The sequence below is a fragment of the Chitinophaga costaii genome (assembly GCF_900094705.1).
GTDB lineage: Bacteria > Bacteroidota > Bacteroidia > Chitinophagales > Chitinophagaceae > Chitinophaga > Chitinophaga costaii.
Window position 1 is genome coordinate 1 of sequence record NZ_FMAR01000024.1, and the last position, 14,281, is coordinate 14,281.

Annotated in this window: 10 protein-coding genes; 3 read left to right on the forward strand and 7 right to left on the reverse strand. The window is 49.0% G+C overall.

All coding sequences use genetic code 11. The features are described from left to right. The first annotated feature begins 104 nt into the window (after positions 1 to 104). The 3 genes from GA0116948_RS20070 (at position 105) to GA0116948_RS20080 (ending at position 5,503) form a co-directional block, all read left to right on the forward strand. The gene (locus GA0116948_RS20070) at positions 105 to 587 is read left to right on the forward strand and encodes an FUSC family protein (RefSeq protein WP_089715571.1); all 483 of its coding nucleotides are present in this window, start codon (positions 105 to 107) and stop codon (positions 585 to 587) included. A 165-nt stretch (positions 588 to 752) separates the two neighbouring features. Continuing rightward, positions 753 to 2,729 (forward strand): tetratricopeptide repeat-containing sensor histidine kinase, encoded by a 1,977-nt coding sequence (locus GA0116948_RS20075; RefSeq protein WP_089715573.1) that lies wholly within the window; start codon positions 753 to 755, stop codon positions 2,727 to 2,729. Between the two features lie 269 nt (positions 2,730 to 2,998). Then, the gene (locus GA0116948_RS20080; RefSeq protein WP_165798535.1) at positions 2,999 to 5,503 is read left to right on the forward strand and encodes an outer membrane beta-barrel family protein; all 2,505 of its coding nucleotides are present in this window, start codon (positions 2,999 to 3,001) and stop codon (positions 5,501 to 5,503) included. A gap of 82 nt (positions 5,504 to 5,585) precedes the next feature. Here GA0116948_RS20080 and GA0116948_RS20085 read toward each other — a convergent pair whose 3' ends face one another. The 7 genes from GA0116948_RS20085 to ypfJ all read right to left on the reverse strand — a co-directional run bounded on the left by GA0116948_RS20085 (position 5,586) and on the right by ypfJ (position 14,214). Beyond that, positions 5,586 to 5,849, reverse strand: coding sequence for a UBP-type zinc finger domain-containing protein (locus GA0116948_RS20085; RefSeq protein ID WP_089715577.1), 264 nt, complete (start codon positions 5,847 to 5,849; stop codon positions 5,586 to 5,588). 97 nt (positions 5,850 to 5,946) lie between these two features. After that, entirely contained in the window at positions 5,947 to 7,608 is a 1,662-nt protein-coding gene (locus tag GA0116948_RS20090; protein WP_089715579.1) for an FAD-dependent oxidoreductase, read from the reverse strand. Between the two features lie 171 nt (positions 7,609 to 7,779). Next, complete coding sequence (locus GA0116948_RS20095; protein ID WP_240619260.1) at positions 7,780 to 9,186, reverse strand: ATP-binding protein; 1,407 nt, start codon at positions 9,184 to 9,186, stop codon at positions 7,780 to 7,782. A 26-nt stretch (positions 9,187 to 9,212) separates the two neighbouring features. After that, complete coding sequence (locus GA0116948_RS20100; protein ID WP_089715581.1) at positions 9,213 to 10,754, reverse strand: ATP-binding protein; 1,542 nt, start codon at positions 10,752 to 10,754, stop codon at positions 9,213 to 9,215. Between the two features lie 40 nt (positions 10,755 to 10,794). Further along, complete coding sequence (gene glk, locus GA0116948_RS20105) at positions 10,795 to 11,859, reverse strand: glucokinase (RefSeq protein ID WP_089715583.1); 1,065 nt, start codon at positions 11,857 to 11,859, stop codon at positions 10,795 to 10,797. 406 nt (positions 11,860 to 12,265) lie between these two features. Further along, entirely contained in the window at positions 12,266 to 13,225 is a 960-nt protein-coding gene (locus GA0116948_RS20110; RefSeq protein WP_089715585.1) for an MBL fold metallo-hydrolase, read from the reverse strand. Between the two features lie 119 nt (positions 13,226 to 13,344). Next, positions 13,345 to 14,214 carry a KPN_02809 family neutral zinc metallopeptidase gene (gene ypfJ, locus GA0116948_RS20115; RefSeq protein ID WP_089715587.1) on the reverse strand — a complete coding sequence of 290 codons (870 nt, stop codon included), beginning with the start codon at positions 14,212 to 14,214 and terminating at the stop codon, positions 13,345 to 13,347. Between the last annotated feature and the right edge of the window lie 67 nt (positions 14,215 to 14,281).

Consider the following 14,281-nt stretch of genomic DNA (forward strand, 5'->3'; position numbering starts at 1 on the left):
ATTCATAATTCATAATTCATAATTCATAATTCATAATTCATAATTCATAATTCATAATTCATAATTCATAATTCATAATTCATAATTCATAATTCATAATTAGTATGAGCCGTTTGTTGATTTATATGGCGAAGTGTGTTACGGGGGTGGTGATAGTGTATCTGTTGTCTTATTTAATGCATTATAATGATAAAATATGGTGTTTAATATCGGTGTTGTTAGTGCTTTCTCCGGATGGGAATGACGCTATGCAGCTGGCACTATCCCGTATAAAGGCCAATGCAGTGGGGGTTTCTGTGGGATTTTTGGTGTTGTGGGTGTGTGCTTCAAATGTGTATAGCATGATGATTGGCGTGGCAGTTACTACCCTAGCTTGTTCCCTGTTGAAGTTGGAAGCGGCTACGCGTTCAGCATTGGCGGCTACCATTATTATTCTTACCCATGAAGCAGGACATCATATATGGGATACTACCGTAGAACGTTTTATGGCCGTTATGATAGGTTGTTTGTTAGGAATGTTGATCACAGTGGTATTTCATTCCAAGTATTTAAACCGGCCGGCAGATCTCGATCAAGGTGATGCGTAATGTTTAAAAATAATTTATAAAATATAATATGCGTTAGGCTTTAATTTTCTGCAATCAGCCACGAGAGCGGGCTATATTGACTTCTCAGGAATTAATATTATTTTTATTCCCGGCAGATTCATCCTTTACTTTCCGCGTGCCAACATTTAACCATAGTCACTACTTATGCCTTTATTAGCGCGCTTTACAACCATTTTCTTAATAGTATTGCTCAGTTGCAGCGGTGGTGTTTTTGCACAGGCACCGGCAGACAGCTTGCAAAAAGCATTACAGGGACATCCAGCCCAGGATACGCTGCGTGTGAACCTTCTCAATCAACTGGCCCGCCTGCTGGTTACACAGGATATTGCAGGGGCAAGCAAGTATAGCCAAGAGGCGCTGGAGCTGGCTACCCAACTACATTTTGATAAAGGCATCATTTACGCCATGCGCAACCAGGGGTTGGGAGCAAATTTTAAGGGCAATTTGGATCAGCAAATGGCGCTAACCATTGCCGCCATGAAGATAGCCGAACGCATGCACGATCCCCAACTGATGGCAGTGCTGCTCAATGACCAAGGCAATATCTATATCGAAGAAAATAATGCAGCCAAGGGGCTCCCCTACCTGCTTCAATCCCTGAAACTAAAGGAACAATTAAAAGATAAGGCGGAAATTGCCAAAACGCTGAATAATATCGGTTCTGTATATCTTTCTGAAGGCGTGGCCGATTCGGCCATGTATTACCTGCGGCGATCTGCCGTAATTAAAAAGGCTATCAATGACCGGCACGGGCTGGCATTTACATATGAAAATATTGGCCTCTCTTACGCATTGTTGCATCAATACCCGATGGCCTTGCGTTTTCAGCAAATGGCAAAGCAGTATTATGAAGAAACCAATAACAAACAGGGACTGGCTAAGGCTTTTATAGAACTGGGTGAAACCAGCACCCACTTGCGGAACTTCCGGGCCGCCTCCAATTACTTTGCGCAGGCCGACAGTATGAATAAAGCATTGAAGAACCCCAAAAATGAGATGATGCTTTATAAAAGCCGTTCCCTGCTGGACTCTGCCCGGGGCGATTTTGTGAGCGCCCTGAAAAATTATAAACAGTTTGCCACCCTGAACGCCAATTATTTCGACGTACAGAAAGACCAGTACATCACCAATACAACAGAGAAATACGAGTCGGAAAAAAAGCAGCGTGAAAACATCCTGCTGCTCAAAGAACAGCAGGACCACCTGACGACCATCCGCCACCAGCGCATGTTTGAAGTTACGGGCCTGTTGCTTTTGCTGGTGCTTACCGGGGTAACCATCCTGGTGTTCCGGCTAAACCGCCAGCTTAATATCAAAAATGCAGAAAGCTCCGAGCAAAATAAGATCATCACTGAGCAAAATGAAAAACTGGAAAACCTGGTGATGGTAAAAGACCGCATCTTTAGTGTGATTTCCCACGACCTGCGTTCTCCCCTGGCTATCCTGGACGGCCTGCTATTCCTGCTACGTGATGAAAAGATTCCTCCTGAACAGTTTCGTTTATACACGAATGAACTGTGGCGCGATACGAAGAATACTAGTTACATGATGGACAACCTACTGCAGTGGGCCAGCTCGCAGATGAAGGGTATTCGCCTGAAACGGGACGATTTTGACCTGGCCGAAGCGCTGCACCAGGAGTTTGACCTGCTTTGCACCCTGGCCCGGCAGAAGGACGTAGATCTTTTTAGCGAACTGGAAGGCCCCATCATGGTGTATGCCGATATGGATATGATAAAGATGGTGCTGCGCAACCTGATCAGCAATGCGGTGAAGTTTACCCCTGCCGGCGGTCGTATCCGCATTTTTGCTACCCGCCAGGAAAATATGGTGGAGGTATTTGTAGAAGACAATGGCACGGGTATTCCCGAATCAGAACATAGCAAGATATTTTCCCATCTCTATTACTCAACTTACGGTACACAGAACGAAAAGGGCTGTGGGTTGGGCTTGCCCCTTTCCAAAGAATTTATTGAGCAGAACCAGGGCAGCATCCGCTTTACCAGCGCTGCTGGCCAGGGTACCACTTTCGCTTTTACCGTTCCCATAGCCGAAGAAGAGATCTATTCTAGCGATCCGGTGTTGAACAGGTTTGTCCACAGAGTGGCGGAGACGAAGTAAACCCCCTCTTACCCCTAGCCGTTTATCAAAAATAATGTAATTAAAATGTTAAATCATTTACTTTTGTAAGTGAACGGAAACAATTTATCTGGCCAAAGGCTGGAACTGTGATAGATGCTGCAATTGTCGACCCGAATCGCTTATGTGCCTGCGGAATTAATCTTCTGCCGGGAAGCAGCCGGCTACTACCACTACCGTTATCACAGTTTATCCATCAACGTGCCATACCAAAGGATTATTAGTCATTAGAAATGAAGAAACATTCGCACATGAGGAAAAACGTTTTGCTTTTACTCCTCCTGCTTGTGGTAGCAAGTAATGTTGCTATCGCCCAACAGCATAATCAAGCGTCGCTGGAGCAACAGGTTACCGGGCACCTACAGGGCAAACTGTTGGATGCCAAAACTGGAGCACCTGTGGAGATGGCGTCTATTGCCATACTCCGGGCCGACTCTACCTTGGTTACCGGCATGTATTCTAATGCAGAAGGCGGCTTCCTGTTTAATAATATACCATTGGGCAAAACTTTGCTACGCATAAATTTCGTTGGCTATAAAACCTTATTCAAACCCGTAGTGCTTACCAAAGCCGCTGCCATGGTAGATTTGGGTGATGTAAAACTGGAAAGTAACGTAAAGTCACTGGCGGCCGTAACGGTGATTGCGGAACGTCCAACGTTTACTATGGCGATCGACAAACGTGTGTTTAATGTCGATAAAAACCTGGCCAGCGTAGGTGGCACCGCAACGGACGTATTGAAACAAGTGCCTTCCGTGAATGTGGATATAGATGGTAACGTAACAGTGCGCAACGGCGCACCTACCATCATGGTAGATGGTCGCCCCACCACCCTTACCCTGGATCAGATACCTGCAGACGCCATCCAGAGCATTGAAGTAGTAACCAACCCCTCTGCCAAGTACGATGCAGAAGGCATGAGCGGTATCCTTAATATCATTCTCAAAAAAGATAAGAAAAATGGTACCAATGGACAGGTGCGCGGGGGCTTTAGCACCTTGGGCAGTTACAATGCAGGCCTGGATTTTAGCATGCGCCGTAAAAAAATAAACTGGTTCGTGAATTATAATGTCCGCGACCGGAAAGGCAGCAGCCGCGATGAAATAAAACGCACCACCACAGGGCCAGATAGTCTAAGCTACCTGAACCAAAATAACGACGGTAATATTAAACGCCTGTTCCAGTACGCCCGCACTGGGGTAGACTGGTTTATGGACGACCGCAATACCCTGAGCCTGTCTGGTAGCCTGGTAAAAGGTGATTTCAAAAACAAAAATAACCAGGCCCTTACCGAGTTCGATAGCCTACACACACCGCTACGGTATGGTTCCGGCATTAACAATAGCCAGAATGGATTCACCAACTATACGGCGGAACTAAACTACAAACGCACATTTATTAAAGAAGGCGAAGAACTGAGCGCCAATGTTCAGTATAACCGCGCCAACTCCAGCGATCATTCCCAATACAATCTTTTTTATAATAATCCCGACGGTACGCCCAGTTACGACCCTCACCTACCGGAAGTTCGCCATGGCGACGGAACGGGCAATACCACCTATTTCACCGGTCAGGTAGATTATGTAAACCCATTTTCTACCCGCAGCAAACTGGAAGCAGGCCTGCGCTCCACAGCACGGGTGTTCAACAACAAGCTGTACACCATGGGGCTGGACCCCGTAACCAGTACATATGGAATAGATACGGCACTCTCTAACGATTACCACTATACGGAAAATATAAATGCCGCTTATGTAAGTTATACCGGTGGTACCCGTGGCAACTTCGGCTACCAGGCTGGCCTGCGCGCGGAACAATCTAGCTACGATGGCCGGCTCAATACGCTGAAAACTGGTACTTATAAACTGAATTACCCAATCAGCTTATTCCCCAGCGTATTCTTAACACAGAAACTGAAAGACGATAATGAATTTCAACTGAACTATAGCCGGCGCATTCGCCGCCCCTGGTTCCTGGACCTGGTGCCTAACCTTTCTTATGGCGGCCAAAGCGCCAGCCGTGGCAACCCGCTGCTGAAACCGGAATTTACCAACGCCTTCGAATTTTCTTACCTGAAAGACTTTTCAGGCAAGGCCAATGTGCTGGTGTCTTTATACTACCGTAATACCACCAACGCTATCACGACCTTTTACCAGGATACTACGTTAAATATAAACGGGGCCGACCAGCACGTGCTGCTCTCCTACCCGATCAATGCTAACAACCGCAATTCCTTTGGCGCAGAATTTACCCTGCGTAACCAGATCACTAAAGGCTGGGACATCACCACCAATGCAAACCTTTCGCATACCCAGATCGATGCCAGTAACCAGGGTTCTAACCTAAATAATAGCGGTATTACCTGGTTCGGCAAAGTGAACAGTAATACGAAACTGCCCTGGAACCTCACTTTGCAGGTAACGGGCAATTATAACTCGAAGGAAATACAGCCCCAGGGCGAGCGGATGCCCAACTATACGGCAGACCTGGGCCTTAAAAAAGATTTCCTGAAGAATAATGCCGCCTCCATTTCGCTTGGCCTGAACGATGTGTTTAACACCAATCGTGATCTCTCCTATACCTACACCGAATACCAGGATCAGGAGCGTTACCGCAAACAAGCCAGCCGCGAACTGCGCCTGAACTTTTCCTGGCGCTTTGGCAAAATGGAGTCTTCTGACAAGAAAGAGAAAGAGAAAAAGAATAAAGACAACCATAACGACGACAACGGAGGCATTAATGGTGATGGCAACTAATTACATGGCAAGCTAACAGTTAATAAAAAGCCGCTGTCCTACAGAAGGGATAGCGGCTTTTTTGTTGATGATCAGGTAACGCCTAATATTCCACGAACAACTCGTCTGGGTAACACCACAACCATCTTTCCCCTGGTTGGGAGGAAATGATAACGGGATGGTGGGTGGCATGATAATGTTTGGTCATATGCTGTTTGGGCGACTGGTCGCAGCACAGCGTAACACCGCAGGTCTGGCAGGTACGCAGGTGCACCCACTCATCCCCGGTTTTTATACATTCTTCGCACACCTGTTCTTTAGGGTGTTTGAGCAAGGTAATTTCTTTAATGTGCTTACAGACTTCCATAAAAAAAGTATTGTGTAATAAAAAAGGTTGTATGTCGTAGCGGGCGGTAATCGATCATATAGCGCCTAATAAACACTACATGATACAAGGAGTCTTCCTACACCTCCGCTAGGTATTTGTGTACAAAACTGATGGCCATGGAACCTTCGCCTACGGCGGAAGCTACACGGTTCATGGCACTGGCGCGCACGTCGCCGGCTGCGAAAATGCCGGGGCAACTTGTTTCCAGCAGGAAAGGATCGCGGGGCAGTTTCCAGTATTTTTGAAACAGGTCATACGATTGCAGGTCACGACCGGTTTCAATAAATTCTTTATCGTTCTTGATGATGTCTAGTTTTATCCAATCGGTGTAAGGCTTGGCGCCAATAAAAATATAAAGGGCGGCAGCAGCACGGGTTTCTACCACGCCGCTGTCCAAATTTTTAATCACCAGTTCCTGCAGGTATTGATCGCCGCAGGCTTTGATTACTTCGGTGCAGGACAGCACTGCTATATTTTTGGTATCGGCAATCTGTGTGATGAGGTAAGCCGACATGGTTTCGGAAAGATTAGGCCGACGGATCACGATGTGTACCTGCCGGGCAAACTTAGAAAGATACATGGCCGCCTGGCCGGCAGAATTACCACCACCAATCACATACACTTCTTTGTCTTTGCAGGCCGTTGCCTCGGTATTGGCCCCGCCATAGTATACTCCCGCCCCGGTGAATTTATCTACTCCTTCCACGTCCAGCTTGCGGTAGTCTACCCCGGTCGTAATTATCACTGCCCGACTAATGACCTGGTGACCGTCGTCAAGGTGAATGGTTTTATAACCGTCTTTCTGCGTAATGTCGTTCACGCTCCGGGGCGATAAAAATTCAGCACCCAGGCGGCTGGCCTGCGCTACGGCGCGCCGGGTAAGGTCTGCCCCACTCAGGCCGGCAGGGAAACCGAGGTAGTTTTCTATGCGGGAACTGGTACCTGCCTGGCCCCCGGGCGCTTTGCGTTCTATCAGCAGGGTGTTTAGTCCTTCGGAAGCGCCGTATACAGCGGCGGCCAGGCCTGCAGGACCAGCGCCGATGATCACCACGTCGTACACCTCTTTTTTCACGTGGGGGTTCAGCCCCGTGTGGGATGCTACCTCGCGGATGGAGGGCTGGCGCAACAGGGAGCCATCTTCCAGCATTACTATTGGCAAATCGTTGCGGGTAAGGTGGTTGCGGGTCAGGATGTCCTGCCCATCCGGCCCTCGTTCTATATCTATCCAGCGGTAAGGTATTAGATTGCCAGCCAGAAAATCTTTCAGTTCGTGCGACTTCGGGGAGAATTGGAACCCTATCAGTTGAATGCCTTTGAATGCAGGCACATAATGACTTAGCCAGTCGTCCAGCAGATCGTTGATCACCGGGTACAACTTTTCCTCCGGAGGGTTCCAGGGCTTCATAAGGTAGTAGTCTAGCCGTACATCATTAATGGCTTTAATGGCGGCAGTAGTATCGGAATAAGCGGTGAGCAGCACCCGCTTGGCGTCGGGAAATACTGGCATGGCCTTTTCCAAAAACTCCACGCCTTCCATTTCCGGCATGCGCTGGTCACAGAGGAACATGGCCACACTGTCACCGGCATTCTTTAACTGGGCCAGGCTTTCCAGCGCCTCCACAGCCGATATGGTACTGATTATTTTAAACTCTTTTCCATACTCCGTTTTCAGATCACGGCTCAGCGCCCGCAATACCTGCGGATCATCATCTATGGAAAAAATGATTGGTCGGTTCATGGAGATCAATTAAATTATGTACAGTGTACAAAGCATACTTACTGTGTACCTCTCCTGCACTAATGCCTTTCACTGGTTATTTAAAAGATAATGCGTCTGTGCACCAGGCTGTATTGTACCTTATAACCGTTGCATTATAAAAAATATACAGGTGCTACCGGCTAATACAGCTTACGTAACAGGCAGGCACACGATAAAAGCGGTGCCAGCCGGTGAGGTGTTTAGCTGTATGGAGCCATGATGCTGGCGAACAATTTTTTGTACTACCTCCAGTCCCATGCCAGTTCCCTTGCCCATTTCTTTGGTCGTGAAAAAAGGTTCAAAAATGCTGTTCTGGATGTTGGGCGGAATGCCGGGCCCGTCGTCAGCAATGGTAATCTCAATTTTGTCGGGGTCTCGTCGGCGGGTAGTTATGGTGAGGGTGCCTTTTCCATTTACTTCCATGGCGTCCAGGGCGTTGTCAATTAAGTTGGTCCATACTTGGTTTAGCTCGCCAGCCATCACATTGGCATGGGGTACGTCTGCCCCAAAATTTTCTATTACGTTTACTTTGCCTTTGCGTATTTTAAAGCCCAGGAGCACCAGGGTATTACGGATGCCGGGATGAATGTCGGTGAAATCTTTGCCCTGGTCGCGATCCATGTGGGTGAATATTTTTACGGAATTCACCAGGCTTGCTATACGGTTAGATGATTCCTCGATGTCTTCCACTATTTTTTCGGTCACCAGGTTGCTGTGCAGCCAGTTAAAAACATTGGTGGCGAAACGGGCGGGAATGAGTTTGTTCAGTTTTTCAAGGTCGGTTTCGCAAATGCCAAATTCTACCAGAGTTTCAGCAATATCATCACTATTAGCCACCTGATGGTTATTCAGCCATTCTGTTAGTTTATCTTCTTCCTGCATGCGCTGGGCCAGCGACAGGTTTTGGTGTTTGCGCTGTAATACCATGGGATAAAAAAGCTGGCTCAGTGCTTCTACCATGCTGTCTTCCATGCGAATGCCAATGACATCTTTAAACCGTTCGGGTATCAGTTGCAGGTGCTGTTTCAGCGTTACGGCGTCGCGCACAATGGCCGCGGCGGGATTGTTTAGCTCGTGGGCCAGGCCGGCGGAGAGCTTGCCCAGGGCCAACATTTTTTCGTTCTGTTGCTGCGCCAGGGAGAAGTCGCGCACCCGGTTGGTCATGATGTGCACCAGTGCCTGGGTCAGTTCAAAATGGAGTTGTATCATTTCGCGGCCTAGTTCCCGTGGCAGCATCATACACTGTACGTCTTCGATGGCCTCGGCATACAGGCCGGCATAGTGGGCGCGAGAGTAAGGGAGGTAGCCGGTGATATCACCCCGTGTCACCGTAAACAACTCTCGGCGTATGCCTTCCTGCACGGAATACATCAACACTTTGCCACTCACCATTACCTGGGTACCACGTATTACTTCCCCGGGCTTTACCAGGAAATCACCGGCATGTAGTTCCAGGTGTGCGCTATGATCTATGAACCACTGCAACTGGTTTTCCGGCACGTCTTTGAGACTTTCCAGGGAATGGAGCCACTCGGTGGTAACGGGTATCAACGCCATGATATGGATTTGTAGCAAGATACACCTTAAACCTTTTGCACGTTGGGCAAAATGATAAAGAAAGAGGCGCCCTGGCCAGGAATGCCTTCTGCCAGGATAGCACCCTGGTGGCGTTCTACGATCTTCTTACAAATAGAAAGGCCTAATCCGGTGCCGGGGTAATCGCTTTTACCATGGAGGCGTTGAAACACTTCAAAAATACGTTCGGCATAAGCTTGTTCAAAGCCAATACCATTATCCTTAACCCCCAGGCGGTACCAGGTGCGCTGCTCGTCCAGCAGGTACTTCGTTTTCTCTGCGTGGGAAAGCGTTGCAGCAGAAATGATGATTTTAAGTGGGCGGCCCGGTTGGTGAAATTTCAAGGCGTTGCCAATGATGCAAGTAAAGAGTTGTTCCAGTTGAACACTGCGGCCCTGGATATTTGGCAGCAATTCTGCTTTTATAGAGGCATTGGTTTGACGCACAGGTGCCTCCAGATCTTTGATCACGTGGCGGAGGGTATTATTAAGATCTACATTTTCCAGCGGTATATCGCGGGTAGTGACCCGGGATAGTTGCAACAGGTCGTCTATAAGGCGGCGCATATTGTTGGCGGCATTGGTCATGCGCTCTAAGTATTGAGCAGCATCGTCGCCCAGTTGTTCTTTGTACTTTACCTGTAGCCGGTCGCTGAAGGTCAGTATCTTGCGCAGCGGCTCCTGCAAATCGTGGGAGGCCACGTATGCAAACTGCTCCAGTTCTTTGTTGCTGCGGGCCAAATCCAGCACGAATTTGTCGCGTTCCCGCTCCAGTTTTTTGATATCGGTAATATCGTGTATTACGCCCAATAATTTCTCTATGCCACTGCTGGCATCGCGCCAGTAACTACCCTGCGAATGAATGCGTTTTCGCCGGCCCTGAAGGTCGATGATATCATATTCGTGCGCGTAGTTTTGCTTGCTGCTGCGGGCCTGGGCCAGCTCTTTATATAATCCAGTTGCTAAACCGGGGTCTAGGAAACGGGTATAAAATTCCAATGAAGGAGTTTCGGGACAATCGGCCGCACTGGCATAACCTAAAATCCGGTACATCCCTTCCGACCAGGTGATCTCCTGCGTGTGGAGGTTCCAACTATAAGTACCAAATAAAAGCAATGATTCGGCGGTATCTGCCAGTGTAAAAAGTGCTCCTACCTGGTTTTCACCTACAGCACCGGCATTTGTTTTAGACAATACCTGGAAAGTCCACATCAGCCCCGGTTTATCCTGGCGTTCTGTAATGAAAGAACGGAGGTGAATGCGCACCGGCACGAGGGCTGGTGCATTTGTTACGCCATGCAAAGTGAAATTAATGTTGGCCACATCCGGGCTGGTGTGCAACAGCTCCTGCGCCGCTTGGAGGGTCCAACTGCTTAACAAGGGAGCTTGTAGCAGATTTTGCTCCATGGTTTGTTGTAATGGTTGTCCAAACAAGGCAACGGTCTGGTTGTTGGCGGCCAGTATCTTCCCGTCTGGCGAGGTAATGATCACCGGGTGAGGATAGGCGTTTATACTGGCTTGTAGCAGGCGTTCTGATGCAAGTTGTTTCATGAGCAAAATGATAAACCAGATGGTGTATACGGCCTATACTTTAAACCTTGGGCTGTGCCTGGGCGCCATAAAAAGCAGCGCCTTGCAGGGCGGTCTTGTCGTTGTCGATAACATGCAGGGGGGCCGTTTCCAGCAGAGCAAATAGTCGATCTCCATCGCGATAGTGCTGGTAAAACGCGGGCGACTGCAGCAAAGGCAGGATCTTAGGAGGAATGCCTCCACCCAGAAATACGCCGCCGGTAGCCTTTAGTTTCAGCATGAGGCTACTGGTTTCGCGGGCCAGGTATTTTACGAAGAGTGCCATAGTTTGGGTAGCAATGGGGGCTTTATTTTCTTCGGCGGCGGTGCTGATCACGGCGGCATCGTCCTTGGTATTGAAGGACGCTGTCATCCAGTCTGGCACTTCCATTTTTTCTACGTCTTTCAGGTAGTTAAAAATATTAAGAATACCCATGCCGGATACTAAATGTTCCCAGCTCACGACGGGTACTTTTTGGTGTAGGTAGTTGTGAATGGCCATGTCTTGTGCACTGCGGGGAGCAAAGTCGCTATGACCACCTTCCGTGGCAAAGGGGAAATAAATTTCGCCATCGTAAAAAAGCCCCGCCTCTCCCAGTCCGGTACCCGGTGCAATGATGGCCATATTTCCCTTCATACTTGGATCGCCAGGGTGCAAGGTCACCAGGTCATTGCCCTGCAAGGTGGCCAGGCCGTAGGCAGTGGCTTCCAGGTCGTTGAGGAGGTACACATTTTTCACGCCGGTAGCCTCGGCAATAGCCTGTTCGCTGATCTCCATGGTGAGATTGGTAATTGCCGCCTTACCATGCAACACCGGGCCGGCCACTCCTACACTAATGCGGTCGGGTAGTCTGTCGGGATACTGATCGTGAAAGGTTTTGATCAATTGGCTCAGTGAATTGTACTGATTAGAGTGGTAGGTGGCTTGCTCCAGTACGCGGAGCGAAGCGCCATTTACTTCGTACAGCGCCAGGTTAGTCTTGGTGCCGCCCAGATCTCCCGCCAGCACATAGAACGCCTTCGACGCCTGCTCGCCGGCGAGGCGGGAGAAAACGGGTAAATACTTTGCTTGATTATCTATCGCCATACTATTGATTTTTTAAGGCCGGAAGTATAGGGGGATGTCAACCTTCCTTTTCAAAATAATGATGTGGAATGGATGGTTGCCATATGGATTACCGTATTTTCTTCTAAGGTGTTTTCGAACTGCAAAGTAAGCAGCAAATACGCTTTATCCAAGAAATGGTAAAAAGTACAGGGTGTTTTATGCGTGAAATGTTTTGGAACGAAGGAAAATGCTACCGCCGGATACCCAGGTAAACCCGCTGGTTTGGTGTAGGATTTGGGTTAACAAAACGCAGTGATCTTCCCTTTCAAAGGCCAGCCATTGAACTGGATAAGCGTGGCAAATGGCTACCCGATCCCGTACAAAGTCTTGTTAAAGCACAAGTATAATCTGCGTATCTCCCAGGATAAAGTGTACCGGGAGGGATCTACTCCCACCATTTTGTAATTTTGCTTTCGGTGGGCAGCACTTCACAGGTCCCTGGCCGGGGCAGCCAGATCTTCACCTCCGGCCCGGCTGCCGACAGCAGGCGCTGCACAGGCTCCCGCCAGGGGTGTAGGGCCAGGTTATATGTTCCCCAATGCACGGGCAGCATTACACCGGCCTTTAGTGCTGCAAAAGCCTTCAGTGCATTTTCAGGTCCCATGTGGATGTCTGGCCAGGTATCGCCATAGGCCCCTATCTCCAGGATGGCCAGGTCAAAAGGCCCATAGGTGTTGCCAATATCGGCGAAGCCCGGCCACCAACCGCTGTCGCCACCAAAGAATACCTTGTGTTGCCGCCCTTGTATCACCCAGGAGGTCCAGAGGGTGGTAAAGCGGTCGCGCAGGCCACGGCCGGAGAAATGGCGGGCCGGTGTGGCCGTGAGGGTGCAGGTTTCGTCCAGCACCAGGCTATCGCCCCAGTTAAATACCCGCCATTGCTCGGAGTGCACGCCCCATTTACGCAGATGTTTCTCCACGCCGAGGGGACAGTAGAACGGGTAACCTTTGGCCGCCAATTGCCGGATTACTTTTTCATCGAGATGGTCGTAATGATCGTGACTGAGCAATATCCCATCCAGTGGTGGCAGTTGGTCTATGTCCACCGGTACCCGGAAAAATCGCTTTGGTCCTAAAAAGGAAATAGGGGATGCCCGCATGGCCCATACCGGATCGGTGAGAAAACGTTTGCCCGCCACTTCCAGGATAAGGGTGGTATGCCCCAACCAGGTAACCCTGATCTCATCTTCCCGGGCATTTTCATAAGCCTGCATATCAAAAGAAAACGGACCTGGCGCTATGGCGGGCTCCCGGTCGTTTTTCACGGTTAAGAATTTCCAGAAGGTAGGCCAGAATTTGCCCGGCACAGAAACCGCTGTTGGCACCGGATTCTCGAAGTGTGGCATTTAAAATTTATTAGGTGCAAACTAGAAAGTTAGGTGTATCGGTAGGCAGGGATGCGATGTAATTATCCCTTATACCATAGAAAAGCCGGCATAAAGGTGCAGCTATTTATCGCATTTCCTTAGTTTAAAGATGGATCGTTAAAGGTGTCGCCCTGGCGGATATCGCCGGTGGTGAAGCCTTTCTTAAACCAGTACATTCGCTGGGCGGAGGTGCCGTGGGTAAATGCGTCTGGAACGATATAGCCTTGCGCTTGTTTTTGCAGACGGTCGTCGCCCACAGCGCTGGCGGCGTTAAGTCCGGATTCTATATCACCCGCTTCGAGCAGCGTATCCATAGACTGGGCGTGGTTGGCCCATACCCCTGCCAGGAAATCGGCCTGTAGTTCCAGTTTTACAGAGAGTTTATTATAATCCGCCTCGCTGATCTGCTGTCGCGCCCGGTCCATTTTGGCCGAGATGCCTAACAGGTTTTGTACGTGGTGTCCTACTTCGTGAGCAATGACGTAGGCCATAGCAAAGTCGCCGCTCACGCGAAACTTATTGCGCATTTCGTCAAAGAATTGCAAGTCAAGATACACCTTACGGTCGCCAGGACAATAGAATGGTCCGGAAGACGCTTCGGCAGCACCGCAGGCAGATTGCACCTGGTTTTTAAACAAATAAAGTTTTGGCTCCTCATAGGTTTTGTTCATCTGGATAAACAAGTCGTGCCATACATCTTCCGTACTGGCCAGCACCACGGAAGAAAATTTTTTGTCATCGTTGCCTGCATAGCTGGTTACGGCATGGGTATCGTCGGAAGCACCTTGCTGCTGGGGCTGGGATTGAACCTGTTGCAATACTTGAAGGGGATTTTGTTTAAAGAGCAGCGCCAACACGATGAGGACAATGGTACCGATGCCGCCGCCGACTACCATGCGGCCACCGCCACCACCGCCGCCGGAGCCTTCTTCAACATTATCGCTTGTACGCCTGTTTTGCCAACGCATAAAATATCGGTTTTATGGAGTGAAAGTAATGACGTAAAAATGCATTTTTTCTATTAAATGTGCATAT